General features: G+C 57.5%; 24 protein-coding genes and 1 tRNA gene. 17 read left to right on the top strand and 8 right to left on the bottom strand.

Going from position 1 to position 26,957, the window contains the following annotated elements:
- The first annotated feature begins 76 nt into the window (after window positions 1-76).
- Together ACO6TI_RS01460 and ACO6TI_RS01455 are read left to right on the top strand one after the other, a co-directional pair.
- Complete coding sequence (locus tag ACO6TI_RS01460; protein WP_055113999.1) at window positions 77-1,288, top strand: lytic murein transglycosylase; 1,212 nt, start codon at window positions 77-79, stop codon at window positions 1,286-1,288.
- Window positions 1,289-1,383: 95 nt separating this feature from the next.
- Window positions 1,384-2,571, top strand: coding sequence for a DUF459 domain-containing protein (locus ACO6TI_RS01455; RefSeq protein ID WP_282047064.1), 1,188 nt, complete (start codon window positions 1,384-1,386; stop codon window positions 2,569-2,571).
- Between the two features lie 70 nt (window positions 2,572-2,641).
- Here the strand turns inward: ACO6TI_RS01455 and ACO6TI_RS01450 are convergent, their stop codons facing one another.
- The gene (locus ACO6TI_RS01450; protein WP_196999965.1) at window positions 2,642-4,072 is read right to left on the bottom strand and encodes a glutamate synthase subunit beta; all 1,431 of its coding nucleotides are present in this window, start codon (window positions 4,070-4,072) and stop codon (window positions 2,642-2,644) included.
- 85 nt (window positions 4,073-4,157) lie between these two features.
- The gene (gltB, locus tag ACO6TI_RS01445) at window positions 4,158-8,891 is read right to left on the bottom strand and encodes a glutamate synthase large subunit (RefSeq protein ID WP_104700833.1); all 4,734 of its coding nucleotides are present in this window, start codon (window positions 8,889-8,891) and stop codon (window positions 4,158-4,160) included.
- Window positions 8,892-9,500: 609 nt separating this feature from the next.
- On the opposite strand from gltB, the gene ACO6TI_RS01440 reads away from it, so the two are divergent.
- The 5 genes from ACO6TI_RS01440 to ACO6TI_RS01420 all read left to right on the top strand — a co-directional run bounded on the left by ACO6TI_RS01440 (window position 9,501) and on the right by ACO6TI_RS01420 (window position 13,311).
- Window positions 9,501-9,800, top strand: coding sequence for a DUF2282 domain-containing protein (locus ACO6TI_RS01440; RefSeq protein ID WP_055113994.1), 300 nt, complete (start codon window positions 9,501-9,503; stop codon window positions 9,798-9,800).
- Window positions 9,801-9,900: 100 nt separating this feature from the next.
- Window positions 9,901-10,791: a DUF692 domain-containing protein gene (locus tag ACO6TI_RS01435; RefSeq protein WP_422384199.1), complete on the top strand. Its 891-nt coding sequence runs from the start codon at window positions 9,901-9,903 to the stop codon at window positions 10,789-10,791.
- A gap of 1 nt (window position 10,792) precedes the next feature.
- Complete coding sequence (locus ACO6TI_RS01430) at window positions 10,793-11,575, top strand: DNA-binding domain-containing protein (RefSeq protein ID WP_055113993.1); 783 nt, start codon at window positions 10,793-10,795, stop codon at window positions 11,573-11,575.
- 46 nt (window positions 11,576-11,621) lie between these two features.
- Window positions 11,622-12,206: a DoxX family protein gene (locus ACO6TI_RS01425; RefSeq protein WP_029066640.1), complete on the top strand. Its 585-nt coding sequence runs from the start codon at window positions 11,622-11,624 to the stop codon at window positions 12,204-12,206.
- Window positions 12,207-12,252: 46 nt separating this feature from the next.
- Window positions 12,253-13,311 carry a threonine aldolase family protein gene (locus ACO6TI_RS01420; RefSeq protein ID WP_422384198.1) on the top strand — a complete coding sequence of 353 codons (1,059 nt, stop codon included), beginning with the start codon at window positions 12,253-12,255 and terminating at the stop codon, window positions 13,309-13,311.
- A gap of 307 nt (window positions 13,312-13,618) precedes the next feature.
- Here the strand turns inward: ACO6TI_RS01420 and ACO6TI_RS01415 are convergent, their stop codons facing one another.
- Complete coding sequence (locus ACO6TI_RS01415) at window positions 13,619-14,065, bottom strand: Hsp20 family protein (RefSeq protein ID WP_029066637.1); 447 nt, start codon at window positions 14,063-14,065, stop codon at window positions 13,619-13,621.
- 273 nt (window positions 14,066-14,338) lie between these two features.
- Here ACO6TI_RS01415 and ACO6TI_RS01410 point away from each other — a divergent pair, with 273 nt between their 5' ends.
- Together ACO6TI_RS01410 and ACO6TI_RS01405 are read left to right on the top strand one after the other, a co-directional pair.
- Window positions 14,339-14,791: a hypothetical protein gene (locus ACO6TI_RS01410; protein ID WP_422384197.1), complete on the top strand. Its 453-nt coding sequence runs from the start codon at window positions 14,339-14,341 to the stop codon at window positions 14,789-14,791.
- A gap of 93 nt (window positions 14,792-14,884) precedes the next feature.
- Complete coding sequence (locus tag ACO6TI_RS01405) at window positions 14,885-16,021, top strand: alpha/beta fold hydrolase (RefSeq protein WP_082442667.1); 1,137 nt, start codon at window positions 14,885-14,887, stop codon at window positions 16,019-16,021.
- On the opposite strand, the gene hisN is transcribed toward ACO6TI_RS01405, so the two are convergent.
- Complete coding sequence (hisN, locus tag ACO6TI_RS01400) at window positions 16,008-16,814, bottom strand: histidinol-phosphatase (protein ID WP_422384196.1); 807 nt, start codon at window positions 16,812-16,814, stop codon at window positions 16,008-16,010. The two genes, ACO6TI_RS01405 and hisN, sit on opposite strands and share 14 nt — an antisense overlap.
- A gap of 264 nt (window positions 16,815-17,078) precedes the next feature.
- Window positions 17,079-17,924 carry an N-formylglutamate amidohydrolase gene (locus ACO6TI_RS01395; protein ID WP_055114334.1) on the bottom strand — a complete coding sequence of 282 codons (846 nt, stop codon included), beginning with the start codon at window positions 17,922-17,924 and terminating at the stop codon, window positions 17,079-17,081.
- Window positions 17,925-18,218: 294 nt separating this feature from the next.
- Between ACO6TI_RS01395 and cpdR the strand changes: the two genes are divergently transcribed.
- The 5 genes from cpdR to ACO6TI_RS01370 all read left to right on the top strand — a co-directional run bounded on the left by cpdR (window position 18,219) and on the right by ACO6TI_RS01370 (window position 20,953).
- Complete coding sequence (gene cpdR / locus ACO6TI_RS01390) at window positions 18,219-18,578, top strand: cell cycle two-component system response regulator CpdR (RefSeq protein ID WP_029060655.1); 360 nt, start codon at window positions 18,219-18,221, stop codon at window positions 18,576-18,578.
- 137 nt (window positions 18,579-18,715) lie between these two features.
- A tRNA-Val gene (locus tag ACO6TI_RS01385) sits at window positions 18,716-18,790 on the top strand.
- 150 nt (window positions 18,791-18,940) lie between these two features.
- Entirely contained in the window at window positions 18,941-19,066 is a 126-nt protein-coding gene (gene ykgO / locus ACO6TI_RS01380) for a type B 50S ribosomal protein L36 (protein ID WP_029060654.1), read from the top strand.
- Between the two features lie 173 nt (window positions 19,067-19,239).
- Window positions 19,240-19,890, top strand: a complete 651-nt coding sequence (locus ACO6TI_RS01375; RefSeq protein ID WP_209003413.1) for a tetratricopeptide repeat protein — start codon at window positions 19,240-19,242, stop codon at window positions 19,888-19,890.
- Between the two features lie 130 nt (window positions 19,891-20,020).
- Entirely contained in the window at window positions 20,021-20,953 is a 933-nt protein-coding gene (locus ACO6TI_RS01370; protein WP_422384195.1) for an alpha/beta fold hydrolase, read from the top strand.
- Window positions 20,954-20,998: 45 nt separating this feature from the next.
- Here the strand turns inward: ACO6TI_RS01370 and pyk are convergent, their stop codons facing one another.
- Both pyk and ACO6TI_RS01360 read right to left on the bottom strand, forming a co-directional pair.
- Entirely contained in the window at window positions 20,999-22,435 is a 1,437-nt protein-coding gene (pyk, locus tag ACO6TI_RS01365; RefSeq protein WP_029060652.1) for a pyruvate kinase, read from the bottom strand.
- Window positions 22,432-22,863: a DUF1036 domain-containing protein gene (locus ACO6TI_RS01360; protein WP_055113980.1), complete on the bottom strand. Its 432-nt coding sequence runs from the start codon at window positions 22,861-22,863 to the stop codon at window positions 22,432-22,434. Before ACO6TI_RS01360 ends, pyk begins: the two co-directional genes overlap by 4 nt.
- Before the next feature lie 483 nt (window positions 22,864-23,346).
- On the opposite strand from ACO6TI_RS01360, the gene ACO6TI_RS01355 reads away from it, so the two are divergent.
- From ACO6TI_RS01355 to ACO6TI_RS01345, 3 genes are all read left to right on the top strand, one after another.
- Window positions 23,347-24,156: an N-formylglutamate amidohydrolase gene (locus tag ACO6TI_RS01355; RefSeq protein ID WP_282047055.1), complete on the top strand. Its 810-nt coding sequence runs from the start codon at window positions 23,347-23,349 to the stop codon at window positions 24,154-24,156.
- Window positions 24,157-24,190: 34 nt separating this feature from the next.
- Window positions 24,191-24,487, top strand: a complete 297-nt coding sequence (locus tag ACO6TI_RS01350) for a DUF1244 domain-containing protein (protein ID WP_029060649.1) — start codon at window positions 24,191-24,193, stop codon at window positions 24,485-24,487.
- A gap of 141 nt (window positions 24,488-24,628) precedes the next feature.
- Window positions 24,629-24,895 (top strand): DUF2312 domain-containing protein, encoded by a 267-nt coding sequence (locus ACO6TI_RS01345; RefSeq protein WP_055113976.1) that lies wholly within the window; start codon window positions 24,629-24,631, stop codon window positions 24,893-24,895.
- An 82-nt stretch (window positions 24,896-24,977) separates the two neighbouring features.
- Here ACO6TI_RS01345 and ACO6TI_RS01340 read toward each other — a convergent pair whose 3' ends face one another.
- Window positions 24,978-26,723, bottom strand: coding sequence for a DUF882 domain-containing protein (locus ACO6TI_RS01340; protein WP_422385283.1), 1,746 nt, complete (start codon window positions 26,721-26,723; stop codon window positions 24,978-24,980).
- Window positions 26,724-26,957: the final 234 nt, after the last annotated feature.

Below are 26,957 nucleotides of genomic sequence, written 5' to 3'. Positions count from 1 at the left end.
GCATAAGGAGGCCCTGATGCGGAGCTTTGTGCAACAGACTGCAAGCGTGACGGCTTTATTGCCTAAAAGGAAAACCATGAAATCGCGAATCAAGCGGTGGACCGGCAGACTGGTTCTGGCCTGCGGTCTGGCTTTAATCTTTTCACCCGCCCAGGCCGATCCGGGTTTCGACCGGTTTGTTCGTGACTTCTGGCCGAAAGCAAAAGCCGCCGGAATAACCTCCCAGACCTACAATTCCGTTTTTACGGGAATGGAGCCTGACGACGACACGCTGCGGCTGATGAGCAAACAGTCGGAATTTGTGAAGCCGATCTGGGAATACATGGACAGTGCCGTATCTGAAGACAGGGTCGAAAAGGGCCGGAAGCTGCTTCAGGAATATTCGACTGTCCTGCGGCAGATCGAGGCCCGATATGGCGTCGACCGGGAAGCCGTTCTAGCTATCTGGGGAATGGAAACCAATTATGGCGGCTACATGGGCCGGCACAACGTTATCCAGGCGCTTGCAACGCTTGCCTACGCCGCGCCGCGCCGCAAGAAGTTCTGGAACAAGGAGCTGGTAACAGCACTTGGCATCGTGCAGGCGGGCCATGTCCGCTTTCAGGATATGGAAGGTTCCTGGGCTGGTGCGATGGGACATACCCAGTTCATGCCGTCCAGCTGGAAAGCATATGCTGCAGACTATAATGGCGACAGCCGCCGTGACATCTGGACATCAATCCCGGATGCGCTTGCCTCGACAGCCAACTACCTGAAGAAACACGGATGGCAGACCGGCAAGACCTGGGGCTATGAAGTCAAGCTTCCGGCAAGCTTCAATTACAACTTGGCTGACGGCGACAAGACGCTGACGCTCGGTGAGTGGTCGAAATACGGCATCCGCCGGTCAAACGGCAAAGGGTTTCCAAGGCCGGCTGACAAGGCAATCCTGGTATTGCCGGCCGGTGCAAGTGGGCCGGCGTTTTTGATGCTCAGAAACTTCTACGTGATCAAACGCTACAACAATGCCACCGCATATGCGCTCGCGGTCGGGCATTTGTCGGATCGCCTGATCGGTGGCGGGCCACTGGCCGGCGACTGGTCCAGGGACTATCTCCCGCTTAGCCGCTCCGAAAGAGTGGAATTGCAGAACTATCTGAACCGGCTCGGTTTTTCAGTAGGAGCGGCAGATGGAAGGATTGGTCCGGCAACCCGGCGCGGCATTCGGGCTTATCAGAGTTCGCGTGGACTTGTTCCGGACGGTTATCCTTCCGTGGTTCTGCTGACACACCTGAAAAAAAGAGGCTGATGGCAGCACACGCACCACGGGGAGCCCCGCAATGTCTTCCCATTCATGGTGGTTGGTATAAGCTCTGCCTGAATTGAACTGAACAGGAGCTTGCTGTGACGGTCGCGGCTGGAACAGGAATACTGAAGGCAGCCGCAAGGCTGATGGTTCGGTGTGCCCTGATCATTTCCTTCTGCGCAGCCGCCGAGACATTTCCAAACGCAATGGCTCAGCAAGCGACCGACAAGGAAATAGTCGTTGCGCAAAGCGGTCTCCTGCGCGGCTTCAATCCATTTTCGCCGCTGCAAAAACTCTTTGGCAGCAAGGAAAGGCGTCGCGGTCAGCCGCCGCCCCAAACGCAACAAAAACGCCGTACGCCGTCGCGGGCTGCAGGTACCCCTCCGAAAATTGAGATCACGCCGAAGGACCCCAATGCGGGTGTGATCCTGGTTGTCGGGGACAGGATGGCCAGGGGTGTTGCGGACGGGTTGGAGTTCATGTTTGCCGACAAGCCACAGATCCGCGTGGAAAGGGTTACGGAAGACAAGGCCGGATTTGCAGGTGACACCCCGCCTGAATGGCCGACAAAAGTTCTCGCCAAGATCCGGGGTGCCGACGTGAAAGCGGTTGTTGTCATGATCGGACGCCAGGACCTGGGCAAGGCGTTTCCAGGCGATCCGCCGATCGAGTTCATGACGCAGGAATGGCTCGACACCTATCGCAAGACGGTCGAAGCGCTGGCACGTGTGGTGCGGCAGGAAAAGAAACCCATCGTCTGGGCAGGACTTCCGCCAACCAACACAGAAAGCGTCAATGCCGAATTCACGCAGCTGAATTCAATCTTCCAGTCAGCGTCCGAGGACAGGCGTGTCCGTTACGTCGATATCTGGGACATCTTCCTGGCCGAAGATGGCAGCTACTCGTCGTTTGGTCCTGACGTCGACGGCAAGAATACACGGCTGCGGACCGGAGACCGGATCGGATTTACCTGGCCCGGGTTCCAGAAGGTTGCCTTTTTTGTGGATCGAGAGCTCTTGCGGCTGCTAGGCGGTTATGGCGGACTTGCATTTGAAGGGGTCGAGGATGATCCCAACTTTATCGTCCTGACCGGACGGACGACCTCACCTGAAGCCTTGCTGCTGGGAGGGGAAGACGACGACGGGGAAAAAGACCGGAAAAGTACCGCCTATCGCTTCTTCGTAAAGGGAGACGCCCTGCCACCGATGCCCGGCCGCGTCGACGATCCGCGGATGGCCGTTGAGGGTACGTCTGTTCTGGACGGGGTAACGGCGAGCGGCTCCTGAGTTGTTCGGCACAGAAAAACCCCTGCGAACGTTGCATGTGCGCAGGGGTTCTGTTGCAGTGTGAATTCGATTATCGCGGCAGATCGGAAGATCCGGTGAGGAATTCGTCAACGGCCCGGGCCGCCTGACGGCCTTCGCGAATTGCCCAAACCACCAGTGACTGACCCTTGCGAACGTCACCCGCCGCGTAGATTTTTTTCATGGTGGTTTTGTAGTCCTCGGTGTTCGCCTTCACGTTCGTGCGGCCGTCCAGTTCAAGTTGGTCGCCAGCCTCCGCGATATAGGTGTCGAGCAGAGGTCCGGAAAATCCGATGGCGGCAAGGACGAGATCGGCGCGCAGGATGAATTCCGTTCCCTCGATCGGGCGGCGCTTTTCGTCGACGCGGGCGCATTTGACGCCCGTCACCACGCCGTCTTCTCCAACGAGCGCAAGCGTTGCCGCGGAAAATTCGCGTTCGGCGCCTTCCGCCTGCGAGGAAGACGTGCGGAACTTGGTCGGCCAATAGGGCCAGACGGTCATCTTGTCTTCCTTGAGCGGTGGGATCGGACGTATATCGAGCTGAGTGACCGACAGTGCGCCCTGACGAAACGCGGTGCCGACGCAGTCGGACGCCGTGTCGCCGCCACCAATGACCACAACGTGTTTGCCGCCAGCCCAGATCGGCAATTCATCTGTTTCCGGCTCACCGCCCAGGCGGCGGTTTTGCTGAACCAGGTATTTCATGGCCCAATGGCAACCTTCCAGCTCCATTCCCGTGACGCCGGGATCGCGCGGGCGCTCGGCGCCGGCGCACAGGATGACCGCATCGTGGCGTTCAGCCAGTTCTTCCAGAGCCGTATCGACGCCGACATTGACGCCGTAGTGGAAGGTGACGCCCTCGGCTTCCATCTGCTCGACACGGCGGTCGATATAGTGTTTTTCCATCTTGAAGTCAGGAATGCCGTAGCGCAGAAGGCCACCGGCCTTTGGCTCGCGCTCGTAGACATGGACCGTGTGTCCGGCACGCGCAAGTTGCTGGGCCGCTGCCATTCCGGCCGGGCCGGAGCCGATTATCGCGACCGCCTTGCCGGTTTTCCGGGCGGAGGGCTCCGGTACGATCCAGCCTTCTTCCCAGCCCTTGTCGGCCAGGGCCTGCTCAACGGTTTTGATGTTGACCGGTATGTCTTCCAGATTAAGCGTGCAGGCTTCTTCGCACGGTGCGGGACAGATGCGGCCGGTGAATTCGGGAAAGTTGTTTGTCGAATGCAGATTGCGCAGCGCGATGTCCCAGTCGCCCTGGTAAACCAGATCGTTCCAGTCCGGAATCTGGTTGTTGACCGGACAACCGTCCGGGCCGTGGCAAAACGGGATGCCACAGTCCATACAACGTGCGGCCTGATTAACGACTTCGCGATCGTTCAGCGGAATTGTGAATTCGCGGAAATGGCGGATACGGTCAGAAGCCGGCTGATACTTCTGCTCCTGACGATCGATTTCCAGAAAACCGGTTACCTTGCCCAAGGCGACCTCCTCAAATTTGTGTCTTTCCAAGGTGGCTGCAATCGGCCGCACCAAGCGACCGAGAGCCAAGCTGTTCTATTGGCGGTTATTCGGCGGCGACCATGCCGAGGCGCTGTTCTTCCATTTCCCGAAGCGCTCGACGGTACTCGACCGGCATGACCTTGACGAATTTCGGCCTGTAGGTTGCCCAATCTTCAAGGATTGCACTCGCTTTTGCCGAGCCGGTCAGCTCCAGATGCTTGGTCAGCATCTGCCGCAGGCGTTCATCGTCGTGACGGGTCATGTCCGAGGACAGATCGACACGCCCCTTGTGTTCGATGTCACCGCCATGGTGGTGGAGTTTCTCCAGAAGATCGTCTTCTTCCGTAACCGGTTCCAGATCGACCATCGCGAGATTGCAGCGCGTTCCGAAACTGCCGTCCTCGTCAAGAACATAGGCGATCCCGCCAGACATGCCGGCCGCGAAGTTCCGTCCGGTCCGGCCGATGACAACGACGACTCCGCCGGTCATGTATTCACAGCCGTGATCTCCGACACCTTCAACAACAGCAATGGCGCCTGAATTGCGGACCGCAAAACGCTCACCGGCCACGCCGCGGAAGTAGCATTCACCTTCCGTCGCTCCGTAGAGAACGGTGTTGCCGACGATGATGGACTCCTCAGCAACGATGCGCGTGTTTTCCGGTGGACGGACGATAAGCCTGCCCCCGGCGAGACCTTTGCCGACATAGTCGTTGGCATCACCTGCCAGATCGATCGTGACGCCGCGGGCGACGAAGGCACCGAATGCCTGGCCCGCCGTTCCCGTCAGGTTGATCTTCAGCGTATCAGGCTTCTTCAATCCCTTGTTGCCATAGCGCTTTGCGATTTCGCCGGACAGCATTGCACCGACTGACCGGTCAACCGAGCTGATCGTCTCATTGACGATGGTTGGTTCCTTGCTGTCGAGAGCCGGTTTGGCTGCCGCGATCAGGCGACGGTCCAGAATGTCAACGATCGGGTGCTCCTGGGTTTGCGTCCAGCGCGTTTCCTCAGGCGATGCCTCCGGCTGGAAGAAGATGCGCGAGAAATCGAGCCCCTTGGCTTTCCAGTGTTCGATGGCGGCGTTCTTGTCGAGGAAATCAGACCGGCCGATCAGATCATCAAGCTTTTCGACGCCGAGCCCGGCCATGATCCCGCGGACTTCTTCAGCGACATAGAAGAAGTAGTTGATGACATGCTCGGGAGTGCCCTTGAACCGCTTGCGCAGGACCGGGTCCTGGGTCGCAATGCCAACCGGGCAGGTGTTGAGATGGCACTTGCGCATCATCAGGCAGCCTGCAGCTATCAACGGCGCGGTGGAGAAACCGAATTCATCGGCCCCGAGCAAGGCTCCGACAATGACGTCGCGGCCGGTGCGCAATCCACCGTCGACCTGAAGCGCGATGCGCGACCGCAGACCATTCAGCACCAGTGTCTGCTGGGTCTCGGCAAGACCGATTTCCCATGGGCTGCCGGCGTGTTTTATGGACGTCAGCGGGGAAGCGCCGGTTCCGCCGTCAAAGCCTGAAATCGTGATGTGGTCGGCGCGGGCCTTGGCGACGCCCGCCGCAACCGTCCCTACACCGACTTCCGACACCAGTTTGACCGATATGTCAGCATCGGGGTTGACGTTTTTCAGGTCATAAATGAGCTGAGCCAGATCCTCGATGGAATAGATGTCGTGGTGCGGTGGAGGCGAGATCAGGCCGACACCCGGTGTCGAGTGACGAACCTTGGCAATGACCGCATCCACCTTGTGCCCGGGCAGCTGACCGCCTTCACCCGGCTTTGCACCCTGGGCAACCTTGATCTGGATCATGTCGGAGTTGACCAGATACTCAGTGGTTACGCCGAAACGGCCAGAGGCGACCTGCTTGATCGCGGAACGGCGCGGGTTCATCGAACCGTCGGGCAGCGGATTGAAGCGTTCCTGCTCCTCTCCGCCTTCACCGGTATTCGACTTGCCGCCGATCTGGTTCATGGCAATGGCAAGGGTCGTGTGGGCTTCACGGGAAATGGATCCGAAGGACATGGCGCCGGTGACGAAGCGTTTGACGATGTTCTCGGTCGGCTCGACCTGATCGATATCGATCGCAGTGCGGCCGATCTCGTCCGCGCCCTTGATACGGAACAGGCCGCGGATCGCATAGCGGCCGCTCTTGTCGTTCACCTCCTCGGCGAAGGCCCTGTACATGTCTGGCAGTTTTGCGCGAACGGCATGCTGGAGCTGAGCAATGGAGTCCGGTGTCCACATGTGGCTTTCGCCACGGGTCCGGTAAGCGTATTCGCCTCCGATCTCAAGTGATCGGCGGAGAATTGCAACGTCGCCGAATGCTTCGGAGTGACGCAGAACCGTTTCCTCGGCAACTTCCGCAAGACCAATTCCTTCGATCATGCTCGCTGTGCCGAAGAAGAACTTTTCAATGAACCTGGAGTCGAGGCCGACAGCATCGAAAATCTGTGCACCGCAATAGGACTGATATGTCGATATGCCCATTTTGGACATGACCTTCAGGATGCCCTTGTCGATCGACTTGATGTAGCGCTCGACGACCTCGTACTGATCAACCTCTTCCGGGAAGTCCATTTCCATGTGCATGGAAAGAAGGGTCTCAAATGCGAGATAGGGATTGATTGCTTCTGCACCGAAACCTGCAAGCACGCAGAAATGATGAATTTCGCGCGCTTCACCTGTCTCGACAACCAGGCCGACGGAGGTTCGCAGCCCCTTGCGAATCAGGTGATGGTGGACCGCGGCTGTTGCGAGCAGCGCAGGGATAGCGATCCTGGACCGGCTTATCAGACGGTCCGAAAGGATGATGATGTTGTAACCGTCGCGAACAGCCTTTTCAGCGCGCTTGCACAATTCCTCCAGTGCACCGTCCATGCCGTTGGCACCCTTCTCGGCATTGTAGGTAATGTCGAGGGTCTTGGCGGAAAACTGATTGTCGGCGATGTCGCCGATCGCGCGGATCTTTTCCAGATCCTCGTTGGTCAGGATCGGTTGGCGCACTTCGAGGCGCTTGGAAGAGGACAGCCCCTTCAGGTCGAACAGGTTCGGGCGCGGGCCGATGAAGGACACCAGGCTCATCACCAGTTCCTCGCGGATCGGATCGATCGGCGGGTTGGTGACCTGGGCAAAGTTCTGCTTGAAATAGGTGTAAAGCAGCTTCGACTTGTCGGAGAGCGCGGAAATCGGAGTGTCCGTGCCCATTGAACCGATCGCTTCCTGTCCGACGGTGGCCATCGGTGTCATCAGAAGCTTGATGTCTTCCTGGGTGTAGCCAAAGGCCTGCTGCCGGTCGAGCAGACTTTCGCCGGCAACCGGTGCACGCTGGCGAACGCCCGGAAGGTCTTCCAGAACGATCTGGGTCCGGTGGAGCCAGTCCTTGTAGGGGTTGGCGGTCGACAACTCGCGTTTGATCTCGTCGTCGGAGACGATGCGGCCTTCCTCCAGGTCGATCAGCAGCATCTTGCCCGGTTGCAGGCGCCATTTCTGGATCACGCGCTCCTCGTCGACCGGCAGGACGCCGACCTCGGAGGACATGATGACAAAATCATCGTCAGTAACGATATAGCGTGCCGGGCGCAGGCCGTTCCGGTCCAGGGTTGCGCCGATTTGCTGTCCGTCGGTGAAAGCAACCGCGGCCGGACCGTCCCATGGCTCCATCAGTGCCGCATGGTACTCATAAAAGGCACGCCGGTTGTCATCCATCAGCGGATTGCCGGCCCAGGCTTCCGGGATCAGCATCATTGCCGCGTGCGCAAGCGAGTATCCGCCCATGACGAGAAACTCGAGCGCATTGTCGAAACAGGCAGTATCCGACTGGCCTTCGTAGGAAATCGGCCAGAGCTTCGAAATGTCGTCGCCAAGCAGCGCAGAGGAAACGGACGCCTGCCGGGCCGCCATCCAGTTGACGTTGCCGCGAAGGGTATTGATCTCACCGTTGTGGGCAACCATGCGGTAAGGGTGCGACAGGTCCCATGACGGGAAAGTGTTGGTCGAAAAACGCTGATGCACCAGGGCAAGAGCGGATGTGAAGCGTTCGTCTTTCAGGTCCGAATAATAGGCTCCGAGCTGGTACGCCAGGAACATGCCCTTGTAGACAATGGTACGGCTCGAGAACGACACGATGTAGAAGCCCTTGGAGACAGCGTCGGTCTCGGCACGCACCGTGTTGGAGATAACCTTGCGCAAGACGTAAAGACGGCGCTCGAACGCGTTCTGGTCCTCACTGCGCGTGCGCTTGATGAAAACCTGACGGGACACCGGTTCTGTCGCGGCGATATCTGGTGCCTTGGACAGGGACGAATTGTCGACAGGAACGTCCCGCCAACCGATCAGGTCCTCACCCTCAGCCTTGATAACCCGTTCGACGATTTCTTCACATTTTGCGCGCAGCGCATCGTCCTGTGGCAGAAAAACGAAGCCGACACCGTAATGGCCGAAATCGGGAAGGGGAGTACCGGACCGCTCCATCTCTTCCGCATAGAAACTGTGGGGGATCTGCACCAGCATGCCTGCACCGTCTCCCATCAGGGGATCCGCACCGACTGCTCCGCGGTGCGTCAGGTTTTCAAGAACCTGAAGGCCGTCCGCAATGATCTTGTGAGACTTTTCGCCCTTCATGTGGGCAACAAAACCGACACCACAGGCATCGTGTTCGCGCGACGGATCGTAGAGCCCTTTGTCGGCGGCCGTGCCCAGTCGTTCGGCAAGTGTCCGGGTAGCGGCGGTTTCCCTGTCCACGTCCCCTGCTCGCATGGCTGTGCTGGTCGTCAGCTCTCGTATCGTCATGTGCGCCCTCACTGTTAACCCCAGTGGTGCCGTGGCTTGAAGCGTCCGGTTTCGTTCGGGTCGCATTCCATCAAGAATGCGGCTCGGCGAACCCTGGCACTCGCGCCCCGGCTCTGTCGTTGTATTACCGCGCCGGTCTACCAAAACAAACCGTCGCATTGCCGCAGCGAACGTATCGCTGCCGAAACCTGTCGTTTCGTCCTGTCACGAATCCTCTTCCGGATCCGTCGACCAGTCAGCCTGATCGCTGCTTCTTGTGCGGTCGTCAGCATGTTCCGCCGGAACCGCAACAATTGGGACAGCATACCTGTCCTATTCTAGGCGGGCGGAACATGACAGATTTCACCGCCATGGGCAAGTGTGTTTCTGTGCGGCCGCATTATAATTGTTTCGCCTCAAAAGTGCCAATTGTCTGGAAAGGTCAAATTCGGCAGATTTTTCGTAAGATTCTTTCGTCTGTGAAAATCTGAGCATTACCTGCTCGCAAATCGGTCACAGGCGTTTGATTTCCTATTTATCAGCAATATGCTCATCTACGTGCTGCGCCCGCGCTGTATTTAGAAGAGCGTTGGCCTCGATTGGAATTTAGTTCGACCAGAGGAGTTCGAAATGAAGCATAAGGCTATGTCTGCAGCAATTGTCGCTGGTGCCGTTGCAACAGCGGTTGCCGGTCTGTCCGCGACCGCGCCGGCCCACGCCCAGGCGAAAGAAAAGTGCTACGGAGTGTCCCTGAAAGGCCAAAACGACTGTAAGGCGGGTGCCGGAACCACTTGTGCAGGTACATCCACCGTTGATTACCAGGGAAATGCCTGGACTCTTGTCCCGAAGGGTACCTGCGTTTCCATGGATCTGCCTGACGGTCGTCACGGCTCTCTGACCGAACTTGATCGCGATCTGCCGGAAGCATAAGTCCGGATCTGTTTATTGCTGTAAGTACAGCCGTTTATTCGGGCAGGCGGGTCTAGCACGCCTGCCCGGCTATCGATACTGCCTGCCCATGGAGCAATTCATGTCCGTTCAACCTTCTCGTCCAGACCGAACAGACGCAACAGTACCGGCGCGTGCGGGTGCGGGGCTAAAAGCGGAACATGTCGAGGAAATCCTGACTTCCTCTGCAGATATCGGTTTTTTTGAAGTTCATGCGGAAAACTATATGGGCGCAGGGGGGAAACCGCATCGTCAACTCGAGGCGATCCGTGACGTTTACCCGCTTTCGCTTCATGGCGTCGGGCTCTCGATCGGCGGTGAACAGCCGCTGGACAAGGATCACCTTCAGAGACTTGCCGCGCTCAACAAGCGCTACGAACCCGGTCTGTTCTCCGAGCACCTGGCCTGGTCGACGCACGACACGACCTACTACAACGATCTTCTACCCGTCCCCTATGACAAGGCGACCCTTGACCGGGTCTGCGAACATATCGAAGAAGTTCAGGACGTCGTCGGGCGCAAGATGCTGCTGGAGAATCCGTCGACTTACGTTGCCTTCGAGCAAAGCACGATGAGCGAGATCGATTTCCTCAAGGAAATCACACGCCGCACGGGATGCGGTCTGCTGCTCGATGTCAATAATGTCTATGTTTCGTGTACCAACCACGAGCGTTCGGCCGAGACCTATCTTTCGGAATTTCCGATTGGCGATGTCGGTGAAATTCACCTCGGAGGCCATGCGCCGGATGTGGATGACGCCGGCCGACTCCTGTTGATCGATGCACACGACCGGGAAGTCGATGACGCCGTTTGGCCGCTCTATGAAATGATTGTCAGCCAAACCGGCCCTTTGCCGACACTCATCGAGTGGGATAACGAAGTTCCGGTCTGGTCGGTCCTGCTTGCCGAAGCACAGGCAGCGGAGCGGATCCTTCATCGGGCCTCCGCAACGGGTTTGCAGCGTGCGGTCTGAGATGGATCTACCCGAGTTTCCCCCAAAAGTGGGTGTCGGCGATTTCGGGGAGGCACTCTGGAACCCGGAAGCCGCCACGCCGCCGGGCCTGATCGGGCCGGACGGATTGACGGCCCCGAAGCGTTTCAACGTCTATCGTAACAACGTGATCGTCAGTCTCTGTGATGCGCTGGAACAAACGTTTCCCGCGCTCCAGAATTTGCTTGGCGAGGACTATTTCAAGGCACTGGCGCGGGCATTTGTCGTGCAGCATCCGCCGAAGTCTCCAGTGCTCATCTGGTACGGGTCTGATTTTCCGGATTTCATTGAAGCTTTTCCGCCGCTGGCCAGCTATCCGTATCTGGCAGACGTCGCTCGGGTCGAGTGGGCCTGGGTACAGGCCTATCACGCTGCAGATGTTGCCCCGTTGGACCCTGCTGCACTTGGAAGCGTGGACCCGAATGTACTAGGTTCGATCAGATTCGAAAAACACCCGGCGGCTGCACTCATAATGTCCAGCTGGCCTGTCTGGGACCTGGCGCGCGCAAACAGGTTTGAACCCGATGAGGAAATTCGCGTCGATCTGGACAGGTCTCAATCGGTCCTGATCGCGCGACCGGAATTTGATGTGGAGCTCTTGCAGCTCCGGCCTGGTGGAGACGTTTTCCTGAACGCTCTCCTGTCAGGGGCAACACTGGGCGAAGCTGCAGCACTGGCTGAAGGACAGGTTGCGGAATTTTCATTGTCCGACTGTCTGTCGGATTGTCTTTCAATTGGTGTCTTCACAGACCTCGTAACGGCTTGAACAGATAACTGCCGGAGGTCCTTGCTTGAAAGGGAAGGGGGAATTTATGGGTGCTCTCATCGGATTCTTCGTAAGATTGTACACAGCGGTATTCGGTACGCTGGAACGTATTACCAATGGTTGGCTGCTGGGACTGGCGTCCAGGTTCATATTTGCAGCGGTTCTGCTGCAGTTCTTCCTGAATTCGGCCATGACCAAAATAGGTGGCAGCATTACGAACATCTTCACGCCGACCGCCGGCGCATATGCGCAAATGCTGCCCCAGATGATGGAGCAGGTAAGCTATGACACCAGTCAGATCGCGTTCTTCCCTTACGGTCTGATGGTCCTCGCCGGAACCTGGGGTGAATTTATCTTGCCGGTCCTGGTGGTGGTCGGATTGTTTACACGATTTGCAAGCCTGGGCATGATCGTTTTCATCATTGTCATGTCCTATGTGGATATTACCGGACACGGCGCCGACGCAAAGACGATTGGTGCTCTGTTCGACGGTGAACCCTACGCGATCATTTCCGATGACCGCCTGCTCTGGATCTTCCTGCTGCTGGTGCCGACTCTCAAGGGACCGGGTGTGATCTCGCTCGACTGGTTGTTCGGGCGCATGTACCGCAAGCGGGAAATGTACTACTGAGCAAATTCAGGTTGCCGGTTTCCGGACGAGGTGCTTAAACCGGCACATGAACTTCGCAAGCGACAATTGGGCGGGTGCAGCTCCGGCGGTGATGTCGGCGCTGACCCGCCATAATTCCGGGTACGCACCGGCCTACGGCACAGACCCGCTGACCGACAGCATCAACCAGAAATTCAACGACATTTTCGAGCGTGAAGTCGCCGTGTTTTTCGTGGCGACGGGAACGGCTGCCAATGCACTTTCCCTGGCCGCCTATAGCAAGCCCGGTGGAGCGATTTTCTGTCACCGGGACAGCCATATCAATATCGACGAATGCAACTGCCCGGAATTCATGACCAGCGGCAACAAACTTGTCGGCATCCCCGGCGACGAGGGCAAGATTGCACCGGAAACCCTGAACGAGGCGATGTCCGCATTTCCGGACGGGGTGGTGCACCATGGCCAGGTCGCATCGGTTTCGATCAGTCAGGCAAGCGAATGTGGAACTGTCTACTCGCTCGACGAGATAGCAGCCATCAAGGAAATCGCGAATTCTCGCTCGGTGCCACTTCACATGGACGGCGCCAGGCTCGCAAACGCGCTGGTCACGCTCGACTGCACTCCGGCGGAGATGACCTGGAAATCGGGTGTGGATGTCTTGTCCTTCGGAGCCACGAAGAACGGCTGCTGGTGTGCCGAGGCGGCGGTCTTCTTTGATGCCGATGCCGCCAGGAACTTCGAGTATTTCCGCAAGCGCGGTGGACACCTTTTTTCCAAGAGCCGGTTTGTTGCGGCGCAATTTGACGGATATTTCGAAAACGACAACTGGCTTGCCACGGCGAGACACGCCAATGATGCTGCGACCAGACTGGCGGACGGTATCCGGGCTGCCGGCGGGCGGACGGCCTGGGCGGTCGAGGCAAACGAGTTGTTTCCGATCCTCAGGCGCCACCAGTTCGACACGCTCCAGTCCGCGGGTGCGAAAATCTACGAGTGGCCGGCCAAGGACCTGTCGCCGGAACACGCGCCGGCAAAGGACGAAGTCTGCTTTCGCATGGTGACGAGTTTTGCGACGCAAAGAGAAGACGTCGAGGCGTTTTTGAACACGCTCGCCGGGACGGTCTGAACATCCAGCTCATTTGACCGTAGCCGGCTCAAAGGCTGGGACGGCCGCAAGCTGAAAGGTCATTGTCGGACGCCCGACTGTGCCCGTGCGTTGACATTGCGTTTTTTGAATATTGTCATCTTGGCTGCGAGCCGGGTCACACAGCACTGAGGGATCAGGATCCGGACTAGGCTGGGGACGGCGATGGCGATGGCTGGAGGTTTGCGCTTCGCCTTGACGTGATGACAAGGTTTGCACAACATCAAGAAAGGCGCCTGGTTTCCCAGGCGCCCCGATTTTCCAAAGCTACAGGATCAATCCTGAAGGCTTAGTGAGCCTTGGATTCGATCTGCTTGGACGCGCTGGATGTGATTTCTATCTTGCGCGGTTTCATGGCTTCAGGAATTTCTCTGACGAGGTCAACATGCAGCAGGCCGTTTTCCATGCTTGCACCGTTAACACGGACGTGCTCGGCGATCTGGAAACGGCGCTCGAATGTGCGCGATGCGATGCCGCGATACAGGATTTCCTTGTCGGAATCTTCTTCCGATTTTTCGCCCTTGATGGTCAGAACGTGTTCCTTGGCTTCCACCGAGAGTTCGTCGTCCGTGAAGCCGGCGACGGCCATGGTAATCCGGTAGGCGTTTTCGCCGGTACGTTCGATGTTGTAGGGCGGATAGCTCGGGGCGTCGTTGCCGGCTGTGTCCAGCATCGAGAAGAGACGGTCGAAACCGACGGTAGAGCGGTAGAGGGGGGAGAAGTCCAAGTGACGCATTTAAGTGTCCTCCTTTGAGCAACGGATACTTCACTGATTTTGATGTTTCCCCTGTCCCCCATTATTGGCGGGACCGGAGCGTTTCGCAGACCCTGTTTGGCGCCTGCAGGTGTGAGGTGGGAATTTCGCAATCCGATTTCAAGGGCATGACGCTGCGGCTCTCTTCACACATGAACACCAGATGAACGGGGTCTTCCGCTACGGTTCAAACGGAGTGAGGCATCTTCCAGTCAACGTCAGCATGGCGCTGGCGGTCAGATCAGGAGACGAGAAATGTCCGCATTTGCCTCAAAACTTTCCGCGCCGATCGCAGGTGCCATTCTGATGGCCACAATCGGGTTCGCTCCGTCAGCGTCTGCTGCACCGCTTTCGATTGCAAAACAGATCCAGGCATCACAAGACACCCCGATCGTGCAGGTTCATCACAAGAAGAAAAAGCATGGCAATCGCCGCGGCAACGGCTGGCATGGTGGCCACGGTGGCGGACATTATTCACTCGGCCCGCGCCAGATCCGCCGCAGCCTGCGTCATCGGGGTTTCCACAGGATCAGGATCATCGACCGCCGCGGTCCCATGTACATCGTCAAGGCTATCGGATGGCGGGGCATGCCGGTCAAGCTTGTTGTCGATTCGCGCACTGCGCATATCGTTCGCAGCCGGCCGGTCGGGCATGGCCGACGCGGAGGGCACGGCGGACATGGAGTTTTCTGGCAGCACAGCTGGTGATTCGACGAAAATCATGTTCATTTCCAGGCCGGTCCCAGAGACCGGCCTGAAGTCTGTTGTCGCCCGGACCGATCCCCGCTATCAAATGAGGTCATGAGTCTCATTGAAATTCCCGACAACCCGGTGCCGGACGGGACAAAGACCGGGTTCGTCACGACACCGGACGGCATAAAGATACGTTACGCGCATTGGCCTACGGCCGGCGGGCCGCGGCGCGGCACCGTGACTCTTTTGCAGGGGCGCGCGGAATTTATCGAAAAATACTTTGAAGTGGTCCAGGACCTGCGCCGGCGTGGATTTGACGTTGTCGCCTTCGATTGGCGTGGGCAAGGGGGGTCCCAGCGTGTCACCCGAAATCCCCGTCGGGGCCACATATCGAATTTCAAGAAATTCCGATTGGATCTGCGCACGGTTTTGAAGGAAGTTTCGCTTGCGACCTATCCCGGCCCGCATTTCGCTCTTGCGCATTCCACCGGAGGCCTGGTGCTGCTGTCGGACACCGAGCGATTGCGCACGATGCTCGACAGGGCTGTCATCACCGCACCATTGTTGGGTTTGCCTTCCGGAGCCTGGTCTCCCGGTCTTGTTGCGGCAAGGCGCTGGGTATTGCGCAAGCTTACATTTGGACTTCTGGGAAAACCGCCGCTGAGAGCCAAAGCCCCGAAGACGTCGGCGGCCGTCGAGAAATTCGGATTTGGCCTGGCTCGGATTTTCTCCCTGATCGGACTGGGCCGGCTTTATATCCTGGGCGGCAATGGCAAGATCTTCGTGCCGTTCGAGACCAATCGCCAGACATCCGACCAGACCCGTTTCGACCGTTTCAACAAGGTCCTCGAAAAAGCACCGGAACTTGGTATCGGATCCCCGACCTTCGGCTGGCTGAATGCGATGGCGCGCACCATGATGCCGCTGCGCAGACGACAGGCCGGCCCCGGGATCAAGCTGCCCTGCCTGATGCTCGGGGCTGGCGAGGACAGAATTGTCTCAACACCGGCTATTGAGGATTTTGTCGCCCGGACAAGATCTGCGGCCTATGTCGAAATTGCAGGCGCCGCACATGAGTTGATGATGGAGCGCGATGTCTTCAGGGACCAGTTCTGGGCTGCATTCGATGCCTTCGTCCCGGGTCTGGAAGCGGTTCAGGAACTGGAAGATGCCGACTTGTCGACGATTTCCGTCCACAACACCGGGAAGGAAACTTCGGACCCTGCAGAAGTCAGACAGGTTTAGCCAGTTCCTTCAGAAGTATGTCATGCAGGCGCGGGTCTCCGGTCGCAAGAATCTGTCCGCCCTCTGACGGCGATCCGCCGGTCCAGGTCGTGACGACTCCACCAGCTCCCTCGATGATCGGGACAAGCGCGACGATGTCATAGGCCTGAAGACCTGTTTCGATGACGGCGTCGCCCTGCCCGGCGGCGACCATGCAATAGGCGTAGCAGTCGGTCCCGTATCTCGCGAGTTGGACAGAAGCTTCGATGCGGTCGTAGACATGGCGCTCCGACGCGGTGAAAATTGCTGGAGTCGTTGTGAATATCGCCGCGTCCGCGAGCCGGTTGCAAGGCCGGGTTTTCAACGATTTTTGTCCAAGGGGCCCCTGGTACCAGGCGTGTTCCCGATCACCGGCGAAGCGTTCGCCGACATAGGGCTGTACCATCATGCCCAGGCTCGGCGTTCCCAGGGTGCGGAGCCCGATCAGCGTTCCCCAGGTCGGCAGGCCGGTGATGAAAGCGCGTGTACCGTCGATCGGATCCAGAACCCAGACGTTTTCCGCATCCAGATTCTCGGCTCCATGTTCCTCACCAAGTATACCGTGGTCCGGATAAGCAGTGTTGATCAATTCCCGCATGACGGTTTCGCCATTCCTGTCGGCAATCGTGACAGGGTCGAAACCTTCATTCCGTTTGTTGTCGACCGCAAAGCCCTGGCGGAAATGGGGCATGATGGCTTTCGCAGACGCGTCAGCCAACCTTTCCAGAAAGGGAGCGAATTCGTTTGAACCGGAAACGGGCGTGGTCATCATCATTTCCCATGGTTAAACGCGAACAGGCGACGTCGAAAATTACCGAAGTGCCGCTTGTATAACCTGTTCTGCTGAAAATTGAATCGGCAATATCGCGATAAATGCCCATAGTTTGTACAGGAGGGCCCCTGATTCAGGCTTGACCTTTGTGCGGTGCGGTGCGATTTTATTGCGGTGCGGTATCCGTACCGCATCGCCCTCCTTGGGCGTTTCCTCCCTAGACTCGGGCCGCCTCATTTGAGTGCGGCCTCTTTTTTTGGAGAGGCGCTATTCGGCTGCTATTGAATCGGCGGGCAGCGCGGCGTCCGGCATGGCAATCAATTCCTTTGCAAATTCACCGAGATTGCGGAAAAGGTCTTCAAATCCCGCAGACGGCTCGTGGGAGCCTTCATCCATGTAGAGGCCGCGGTTGATCTCGATTTGCAACGCATGCAGGCCACTGGCAGGCCGACCGTAATGCTCTGTAATGAAGCCGCCCGCATAGGGCTTGTTACGGCTTACGCTGTATCCCATGTTGCGCAGGATCGTGCAGGCATATTCTGTCAATTCACCATTACAGCTTGTTCCGTATCGATCGCCTAGAATGAAATCGGGGCGAGAATCGGTCGTCTGACATTTCACGCTCGACGGCATTGAATGACAATCGATCAGGACCGCGTAGCCGAAGGTGACGTGGGTCTGTGCCAGGAGACGGCGCAGTGTCGAGTGGTAAGGCTTGTAGATTTCCTCGATCCTGCCGAGCGCTTCCTCGACCGGCAGCCTGTGTCGGTAGATCTCGTGGTTTTCGCTGACAATGCGCGCGACCGTGCCCAGTCCACCGGCGACCCGTATCGACCGGACATTGGCGTAGGTTGGCAACCTGCCATCGAACATTTTCGGATCAAGCTCGTAAGGTTCCCGGTTCACGTCGAGATATGCGCGTGGAAAATGTGCCCTGAGAAGCGGTGCACCAAGCGGAACGACATGAGCAAACAGATCATCGACGAACGCGTCTTCCGAGCGCCTTATGGAGCTTTCGTTGAGGCGGGATGATGCCAGAAAGTGTTGCGAATACTGACGTCCCGAATGTGGTGAGTTGAAAACGAAGGGAACCCGTTGATCGGCGGGGCACAGAACTTCAAATGCAGGTAAGCCGTTAAAGTCGACTTCGAAGGGCGAATTGAATGTGGGCTGTGTTTCTTCCGTCAAATTGTTTATCCCGCTTGTTTGACTTCTGGGCCAGGCCTCTCCAACGGTTTCTGAAAACCTTCGCCTATGGTGCCAAGGAATCAACACGCAGTCCACAGTCACTCGATCAAAAGCTCTGAAGAACCAATTCTCCCTATCATTCTGTGGAATTCGAGCTATAACCGGCAAAAGGTGTGACCCGACGCCGCCTAACCGAAAAATGAGGAATGGTTTTCTACGATGTCGCGTATCCTGCTTGCTGAAGATGATAACGATATGCGCCGCTTTCTGGCGAAAGCCCTTGAAAATGCCGGGCATGATGTCGTCTCGTTCGACAATGGCAGAAGCGCTTATGAGCGATTGCGCGAAGAGCCGTTTTCTCTGCTACTGACTGATATTGTCATGCCGGAGATGGATGGTATCGAACTGGCGCGACGGGCGACGGAACTGGATCCTGACCTGAAGGTCATGTTCATAACGGGTTTCGCGGCGGTTGCGCTAAACCCCGAATCCGACGCTCCCAAGGATGCCAAGGTTCTGTCGAAACCCTTCCATCTGAAGGATCTCGTTCAGGAAGTGGAGCGTATGCTGGCGGCCTGATGGTCCGTGGTCAAAAGCATCTGACCGGACTGGGGAAATTTTGACGGTTCGGTGAAAAAGGGGGGTTGCACTGACTGGCGATCCCCGTTATATCGCACTCCACCACGGCGCGGCGGCGCCGGGATGCCGAAAATTTCGGGCGTGTAGCTCAGCGGGAGAGCACTTCGTTGACATCGAAGGGGTCACAGGTTCAATCCCTGTCACGCCCACCATTGTTGCGCTGATTGATCGTTTCAAGATGCGCAGGCTGATCAAATGACTGGCGCAGGAACTGCAGCAGCTTTGGGATCAGCCATTGAACGTGAGCGCCTCAGGCGCTCATTTGGTTTAAAGTAACAGGGCCCTCACGGGGGGACAGTGACATGAAGATCAAGAATTCGCTCAAAGCACTGATGAACCGCCATCGCGACAACCGCATGGTTCGCCGCAAAGGCCGTGTGTTCATCATCAACAAGAAAAACCCGCGTTTCAAGGCACGTCAGGGCTGACCCTGCTGCTGTGCGTTGCGCTGAGGGATGCAGAAAAATCCTTCAATGCGAAGTGGTTAGTCGACCATTGATGTTGGCTTTGCGCCGTTAAACGGCGTTGCGCACGAAGAAGTGTCAAATTCCCGGATTGACCGCCGCATTCAACGACCCATAATCGTTGGATGCGGATTTTTGTGTTTACCCTTCTGATTTTCCTGACGCCCGTCCTTGCCGGGGCGCAACCTGTTCCTGATCTCGGACCGGAGGTCGAACCTCCGTCTGCAGAAGACTTCAATCCGTTGCCGGAGGTTCTGCCGGACGCGGGCGGCCAGGTTGTCGTCGAGGAAGCCGATCCGGAGGACGAGCAGTCGCGTCTGGACGAGCTGTTTGAGGATCTTGCCGTAGCCGACGAACCGTCGGCGGCGGAACGCACGGCGCGTGAGATCCAGATGATCTGGATGCAATCTGGAAGCGACACAGTCGATATTCTGATGTCGCGTGCAGGCAAGGCGATCCAGGGTGAGGATCATGCGCTTGCGCTTGATCTCCTTGATGTGGTTGTTGTTCTCAAACCCTCATATGCAGAAGGCTGGAACCGCCGGGCGACCGTGCACTACATGCGTGAGGAATTCGGAAAGTCGCTCGTGGACATCGAACGCACGCTTGCGCTTGAACCGCGTCACTGGGGCGCGCTTTCAGGACTTGCGATCATCCAGCGACGACTGGGTTTTGATACCGAGGCCCTGCGAACCTTCAAGCGAGCGCTGGAAGTCAATCCCGGCCTTGAAAACGCCGTTGAGGCGATTGAAGACTTGGAAAAGAAAGCAGAAGGCGCGCCGGCCTGAACATCATTGAACCATAGTGTCTTGAATGTCCGGGCGCGGATGCTATGTCCGCGCTATGGTGACAATTATCTTCTTGCTTTGCGTTCTTCCGCTTGCGGCCTTCGGCTATACCCTTTTCCGGCTGCGCAGAATGAATTTCCAGATAAAACCTGATGGGGCTTTTGCGGAAATCGATGGTGTCCGCATCCACTATCATTTTATTCCTGTCGGCGAGGAAGACCTCCACACGCCCACACTCGTGTTTCTCCACGGTGCCAGCGGCAATGCCTACGACATGCGTCTCGCCTTTCTGGAGACTCTCAAAGGCAAATACAGCCTGCTATTCGTCGATCGCCCGGGTCTTGGGTTTTCAGGTGGAAAATCAGGGATACACGATTTGCCATCCGGTCAGGCACATGTCATCGCCACACTCCTGGAAAGACTGGAAATCGAAAAGTCGATCGTCGTGGGACATTCGTTTGCCGGTTCTGTCACGGCAGCGCTCGGGCTCTGCGCTCCGAAGCGGGTCAAGGGGCTTGTTTTTCTTGCTCCTGTCAGCCACCCGTGGCCAGGCGGGGTCAACTGGTATTATTCCGTTGCTTCGTGGCCATTGATCGGTCCCGCCTTTTGCTGGACCTTCACACTTCCGATCGGCAACCTGCTGGCTCCCGCAGCCATGACAAACGTGTTTCTACCCGACCAGCCGCCCGGAAACTATGACGCGGAGATCCGGCTGCCCTTGTTGTTCCGACCTGCGTCCTTTCGTGCCAACGCGAATCAGATCGTGCATCTGAATGCGGCTGTGGCAGATCAGTCGAACCGGTATTGCGAGATAAATCAGCCGTCTCTTGTGGTTACCGGAACGGAGGATACGGTCGTCTGGCCTTCAATTCACTGCGAGGGGCTGCTGCGGGACCTGCCGCAAGCGCAATTGATGTGCCTCGACCATGCCGGTCACATGCCGCACCACACGCATACGGACATGATTGTGAAGGGCATCGAGCGGCTGGTTCACAAGATCGAAGGTAAGGAAGAAGTGCCGTCAGCTGAGCGGCGCAGTTGCGACCCGGTTGTTAAAATCTGAGCAGTGGTTCGCACCTCTGCCCAGACCTTTCAAACGATTAGATCGTCAAATGCCGCCCTGACCGTCGTTGCCGACAAATGCTATCCGCAACATGTTTGTCGACCCTGGCGTGCCAAAGGGTACACCGGCAGTGACGATCACCCGCTGGCCGGGCTTTGCAAATCCTTCGGAAAAGGAAATGCGGCAGGCACGGTCAATCATGTCTTCCTCGTTTGAGGCATCTTCACTGACAACGCAATGGAGCCCCCATCCGAGAGACAGCCGGCGTGCGGTTGCCAGAACCGGCGAGAGAACAATCACAGGTGAAGATGGACGCTCGCGAGACGCTCGCAGACCGGTTGCACCCGACGTGGTGTAGCAGACGACGGCAGCAAGATTGAGTGTCTCGGCAATTTGGCGGGCAGCCGCTGAAATCGCGTCAGCACCCGTCGCTTCCGGTTCAGCACGCTGGGCGTCGATGATCGTGCGGTAATTGCTGTCCTGCTCGACCTGATGCGCAATCTTGTCCATCGTGGAGACAGCTTCGATCGGGAAGTCGCCCGCAGCCGATTCAGCCGACAGCATGACCGCATCGGCGCCTTCAAACACCGCGGTCGCTACATCGGAGACTTCCGCGCGTGTCGGGACAGGTGCGGAAATCATCGATTCCAGCATCTGTGTCGCGATCACGACCGGCTTGCCTGCGCGCCGACAGGCGCGTGTGATGCGCTTTTGCAGTCCGGGAACATGTTCCAGCGGCATTTCCACGCCCAGGTCACCGCGCGCGACCATGATTGCGTCGGAGAGCTCTATGATTTCGTCGAGGCGGCCGATCGCCTGCGGCTTTTCGATCTTGGCCAGTACACCTGCCCGGCCACGGGTGATCTTGCGTACTTCGGCCAGGTCATCCGGGCGCTGCACAAAGGAAAGTGCGACCCAGTCGACTCCCTGTTCGAGCGCTGCAATCAGGTCCTTGTGATCCTTCTCCGTCATCGCGCTGGTCGCGATTTCCGAATCCGGCACGCTGACTCCCTTGCGATCGGACAGCTTGCCGCCGACAATGACTTCGGTAACAGCTTTTGTATCGCTTGCCTCGATCACATTCAGCTGGACCTTGCCATCGTCCAGCAGCAACCGGTGACCTGGCTCCAATGCCTGGAGGATTTCCGGATGCGGAAGATGAACACGATTGACGTCGCCGCCTGACGTGTCGGCGTCAAGCGTGAAAGTCGCTCCATTTTCCAAAATCACCGGCCCGCCGGAAAATGTTCCGACACGCAGTTTCGGGCCCTGCAGATCGGCAAGAATGCCGATCGGTCGCCCAACTTTACCTTCAACAGAACGAATGCGCTCTACGAGCAGTTTCAAACGATCATGGTCTGTATGGCTCATGTTGATGCGGAAGACGTCCGCACCGGAGCGATACAGGTTTTCAATGATGTCTTGTTCTGTGGAAGAGGGTCCGAGAGTTGCTAGAATTTTAACTCGCCGGTTTCGCCTCATCGCCCACCTGTCCCTTGTTGCACGGGTTCAGTCAGCTGAACCGTCCAGCTGCTTTGCTCTCCCGTGTCGATTTCAAAAAAGCCTGTCCGCTCAAAACCGCGAGCTACACAGTCCTCAATTCCGCGAATCGTGAATTCTTTTTCCCGGGTACACATGAAGGCCCGGCCACCCCATTCGCCAAACTGATCGTAGTCAACTGCGTAGATGTAATAATAGCGTGACACGAGGGCGCCCGGAACCAGAGTCTCGCACGAATTGGAGGCAAGGTTCCACCAGCCCTCGGTAACCCAGTCCGCCTTGTCCTTGTAGCCGATGGCTACGCCGACCTGACTGTCCGTCTTGTTGCAAAGCCTGAGATCGGCTTTTGCGTCGTCGCTGGTAATTGAGGAAAACAGCAATGCGAGGCAACCGGCGACAACTGTCCTCATAGGCGCGCCGATGCGTACCCGAGACCATCCTTGGTGCCGTTCCCCAACCTCAAACATATGCAGTCGTTCACTTTGCTGCTTTACTGACATTCGCTTTTTGCGTCGACAACAGGGTATTGTCAACGTCGTTAACAGGTTTAAGTGCAGACACTCACCCAACCGCGTTCCCGGAAACCGTTCAATTAATTCTGCCCGCAAGAACGATAACGACACCTATGTGGCCAGAATTGGGGCGGGAACATGGCGGTTTCCTCGCTGATAGATGTTAGCCGTCAATAAAGCGTATACTCATGATGCTTTGCGACCCTCAAGGCTCCTGAATTCACAGAGTTTTCCAGAGCTGTGTGCATTTTCGCGACGGACATCGAATCGAACCGCAAGGACTTGCAGGTTTTGCGCTTTCAGGCTTGGTTCTTCCGCCAGATTGACGTAAACCTGTGCGCCTGCGCATTCAGCGCCTGAGAAATTTCCACGAAGCGTGACATGACACAGACTGCAGCAATGGCCGGTGAAATTTTCCAACCGACCGAATATGTGAACGGCGACCTGAATTCCGGAATTCTGCTCCTGTGCGATCATGCCTGCAATGCAGTGCCGCCCGACTACGGGAGCCTGGGCGTCGCGCCCGAGCAGTTCCGGCGCCATATCGGTTACGATATCGGTGCAAGGGCGGTCACGCTTGAACTCGCAAGGCGCCTCAATGCACCTGCCTGCCTGACAACCTATTCACGTCTGTTGATCGATCCGAACCGCGGAGAAGACGATCCGACACTGATCATGCGCCTGTCGGACGGTGCGGTTGTTCCCGGAAACGTCACGGTTGACGGCGAAGAACGGGCCTACCGCATAAATCAGTTCCACAAGCCGTATCATGACCTGATCGACCGGACGATCGATGCCATGATGCAGACTTCGGCGCCGCCTGTCCTCGTGTCGATCCACAGCTTTACGCCTGTGTGGCGCGGTCTCCCGCGGCCCTGGCACGCGACTGTTTTGTGGGACAGCGATCCGAGAGCGATCGAACCGATGCTGACCGGACTGAGAGACCAGGGTGATCTCGTCGTCGGCGACAATGAACCTTATGACGGGGCTCTCAAAAACGACACGATGTATCGGCATGCAACGCAGCGCGGGCTGGCTCATGTCTTGCTTGAATTGCGGCAGGATCTGATCGCAGAAGAGGGCGGGCAAATGGAATGGGCCGGTAGGCTGGAGCCGATCTTGCTGGGTATCGCCGGACAAACCGATTGCCGGAAAGTGACATTTTTCAAATCCCGCAACGACATTACCTGAATGGTGATGGTTGAGACGGAAGGAGTTCGTTGCAATGGACGATAATACGAAGCAGGAATTGGAAGCGGCCGTTTTCAGGCGCCTCGTCGACCATCTGCGCAACCGCACCGATGTCCAGAACATCGACATGATGAACCTTGCGGGTTTTTGCCGTAACTGCCTTTCGAACTGGTATCAGGATGCTGCGGAGGAAAAAGGTCTCTCCCTCGAGAAGGCTGATGCCCGTGAAATCGTCTACGGGATGCCCTACGGCGAATGGAAAGACAAGTACCAGACTGATGCGTCCGACGCCCAAAAGGCGGCCTTTGAAAAGAACAAGCCGCAACACTGAGATGCGCGGACCGTTCGTCATGTGCAGAACGTACGGATCCGATCAGCGGTGATTTGAATTGAAAGGTATCCGGATGGGGCAGATATCATCCGGTGCTGGTCAATGATCGACGAATAGAAAGAAAAAAGGAGACCTTATTCCATGTCCGATCCTGGTGGAGTTGCAGCCGATCAGCTGCGGGCATTCATTGAACGCGTTGAGCGTTTGGAAGAAGAAAAAAAGGTGATCGCCGACGACATCAAGGACGTCTATGCGGAAGCCAAGGGTAATGGCTATGACGTAAAAATCCTGCGCAAGGTGGTATCACTGCGCAAGAAACAGCCGCATGAACGTGAAGAGGAAGAGGCTGTTCTCGACCTCTATCTCCATGCTCTTGGCATGGCGGGGCCGGCTGATCCCGAGAGCTGATTTTTCTACATTGTGAAATAAAAAAGAGCGGCCAGAGAGCCGCTCTTTTCTTGTCTGGTCAGACCAGCCCAAGCAGCAATCTTTACCGCGCGTAACGGACCGGCAGCACGACAATCGCAGGCCCCTCGAAACGGTCTGTTCTGAGCGAGCCGTAAGGCGCCTGGTCGAAGCTTGCAGCGACAAAGCGGTTAGCGGGCATCATCACGTTTTTCAGCCGGCGCTGGTTGGGGTGACTCAACAGTGCAAATGTCTGGTGCCGTGTCGTTCCCGCACCTGAAAGAAGTGTCGGTTCGGACTTGTCAGGCAGGCTGGCAAACCCCGCCATGGGATCAATGATCTGGGCTCGCGGAATGCGGCCGGAAACGGACGGTTGCACCGGGGCTCTACTGGCCTGAGGCGTTGCTTTTGCGCGTGTTACCGCTGCGTTCTCCTGAGAAGAGGCAGAAGGCCGCAATGAGCGGTTCAGAACCGGTGGTGTTGCCGTCGCTGACGCATAAGCCAATGTAGTCTCAGGGCGGGGTGCCGGTGCCGGATAGGGTGGTGCGGTTCCTGTTGCTGCTGCAATCGCTGCAACGGCGTTGTCGGCCGGTGGATTGCCGATCGCGGGCTGTTCCCCGTCGATTCCAAGCTGTGCCGCCGCTACCTTCGCTGCTTCGCTCAAACCTGTGTCGGGCTTCTGGGACGGTGCTGCCGCGGTCTGAAAACGGGAATCGATCGCCTGGTTGGTCGGCTCGGGCTGACCGCTTTCAAGTGCGAAGCGTTGCGCATCCAGCGTGTTGGGTGCCGGCGGCGTTTCAATCGACTGAGGCGGTGTGGGCCCTGCGGGAACGGGTTTGGTGCCGGATGAAGCACTCGCCACGACAATCGGTTCAGTCACTTGCGGCTCAGGCTGGCTTTCCAGAACCTTGCGGGCCGGAACAGGCGGATTTTTAAGGACTGGTGACACGGCGGTCCGGGTCGCGTTCTTGTTGCCAACGGCGCCCGCCCGGTTCGCCTGGTCTTCATTCTTGTTGCCGCCGCCGCCGAACAGGCCGGCAAAGAGGTTGCCACCACCGCTGCGTTCAACGGGCTGTTCGCTGCCTGCCGATGTCAAAATCGGTTTGCCGGGTGCCGTCAGGTTCTGATCGCGCGTGGTCGGGGTCCGCGTAGCGGAACCGGAGTTGGATCTGGTGCTGGAGGCAACAATGGTCGGCCGTGAAGTGCTTCGCTTGCCCGACTTGGATTCTGCAAGTGCGAGCTTGTAGCCTTTCATGGGCTTGCCGTCCGAGGGGATATGGAGAGTCTTGCCGCTGGGAAAGACCTTGGCGAGCTGTGAACGGCTCATCTTCGGCCAGTGGCGGACACGACCCGTGTCCATATGCACAAACGGCGAACCGGATCGCGGATAGTATCCGACACCACCGATCTGCTTGCGCAGACCCGTGGCCCGAAGCCTGGCCAGATTGACGCCGGGAATGTAGAAGTCCATGGCCTTGCCGAGCGTATGCTGGCTGTTCTTGGCAACACCCCTGGAACGTTTTCGCAGCATGTTGTTGGTCGCAGGTGACCGATAGCTGGACACGACGTAGATGTGATCCTTGCCACGCACTTCGCGGTAGACTTCCCAGATCAGGTCGAGAAGTTCCGGATCCATCTTGGTGATTTCATTTCTGCGCCAGTCGCGCAGGAAACGGTTGGCCTCGCGCAGACCTGCGGGCAGATAACGGCCGTTTTTCTTGAAGGTGATGGAGACACGCTCTTTGGTGTGCGTGTTGTAAAGCTTGAGCGTACGGGTCTGAGCATGCGCAGCTGTCGCGACGCAGGCAAATGCGACGACAAACGCACTCACGATCTTCGCTGCCCGTTTCAGCCAACCGACGGCGCCGAAATCAACAAATCGGTTACGCAATCTCTATCTCGCCGTTCTTTGAGGGCCAAACGCCCATCCCATGCTCCCCAGCAGGAGACATACACTAACCGCTGCAGGTTAAGAAGTTTTTACCCTAATTCCGCTCGCTTGGTAATCGTGGCGGAATTGCAACGGTACGCATGCAATCAAGAAAAACCCTGCTTTTGGGCTGAA

The organism is Roseibium album (assembly GCF_965233825.1).
In the GTDB taxonomy this organism is placed as follows: Bacteria; Pseudomonadota; Alphaproteobacteria; order Rhizobiales; family Stappiaceae; genus Roseibium; species Roseibium album.
The sequence above is the reverse complement of the archived record's forward strand: the minus strand, read 5'-3'. Positions and strand labels throughout refer to the sequence as shown.

Excerpts from the sequence above, each read along its gene's own strand:
- ACO6TI_RS01350 (WP_029060649.1), top strand. The coding sequence starts at position 24,191 with ATGGACGATAATACGAAGCAGGAATTGGAAGCGGCCGTTTTCAGGCGC.
- ACO6TI_RS01405 (WP_082442667.1), top strand. The coding sequence starts at position 14,885 with ATGAGTCTCATTGAAATTCCCGACAACCCGGTGCCGGACGGGACAAAG.
- ACO6TI_RS01425 (WP_029066640.1), top strand. The coding sequence starts at position 11,622 with ATGGGTGCTCTCATCGGATTCTTCGTAAGATTGTACACAGCGGTATTC.
- ACO6TI_RS01415 (WP_029066637.1), bottom strand. The coding sequence starts at position 14,065 with ATGCGTCACTTGGACTTCTCCCCCCTCTACCGCTCTACCGTCGGTTTC.
- hisN (WP_422384196.1), bottom strand. The coding sequence starts at position 16,814 with ATGATGATGACCACGCCCGTTTCCGGTTCAAACGAATTCGCTCCCTTT.
- pyk (WP_029060652.1), bottom strand. The coding sequence starts at position 22,435 with ATGAGGCGAAACCGGCGAGTTAAAATTCTAGCAACTCTCGGACCCTCT.
- ACO6TI_RS01360 (WP_055113980.1), bottom strand. The coding sequence starts at position 22,863 with ATGAGGACAGTTGTCGCCGGTTGCCTCGCATTGCTGTTTTCCTCAATT.
- ACO6TI_RS01430 (WP_055113993.1), top strand. The coding sequence starts at position 10,793 with ATGGATCTACCCGAGTTTCCCCCAAAAGTGGGTGTCGGCGATTTCGGG.
- gltB (WP_104700833.1), bottom strand. The coding sequence starts at position 8,891 with ATGACGATACGAGAGCTGACGACCAGCACAGCCATGCGAGCAGGGGAC.
- ACO6TI_RS01420 (WP_422384198.1), top strand. The coding sequence starts at position 12,253 with ATGAACTTCGCAAGCGACAATTGGGCGGGTGCAGCTCCGGCGGTGATG.
- ACO6TI_RS01410 (WP_422384197.1), top strand. The coding sequence starts at position 14,339 with ATGTCCGCATTTGCCTCAAAACTTTCCGCGCCGATCGCAGGTGCCATT.
- ACO6TI_RS01355 (WP_282047055.1), top strand. The coding sequence starts at position 23,347 with ATGACACAGACTGCAGCAATGGCCGGTGAAATTTTCCAACCGACCGAA.
- ACO6TI_RS01460 (WP_055113999.1), top strand. The coding sequence starts at position 77 with ATGAAATCGCGAATCAAGCGGTGGACCGGCAGACTGGTTCTGGCCTGC.
- ykgO (WP_029060654.1), top strand. The coding sequence starts at position 18,941 with ATGAAGATCAAGAATTCGCTCAAAGCACTGATGAACCGCCATCGCGAC.
- ACO6TI_RS01440 (WP_055113994.1), top strand. The coding sequence starts at position 9,501 with ATGAAGCATAAGGCTATGTCTGCAGCAATTGTCGCTGGTGCCGTTGCA.
- ACO6TI_RS01345 (WP_055113976.1), top strand. The coding sequence starts at position 24,629 with ATGTCCGATCCTGGTGGAGTTGCAGCCGATCAGCTGCGGGCATTCATT.
- ACO6TI_RS01435 (WP_422384199.1), top strand. The coding sequence starts at position 9,901 with ATGTCCGTTCAACCTTCTCGTCCAGACCGAACAGACGCAACAGTACCG.
- ACO6TI_RS01370 (WP_422384195.1), top strand. The coding sequence starts at position 20,021 with ATGAATTTCCAGATAAAACCTGATGGGGCTTTTGCGGAAATCGATGGT.
- cpdR (WP_029060655.1), top strand. The coding sequence starts at position 18,219 with ATGTCGCGTATCCTGCTTGCTGAAGATGATAACGATATGCGCCGCTTT.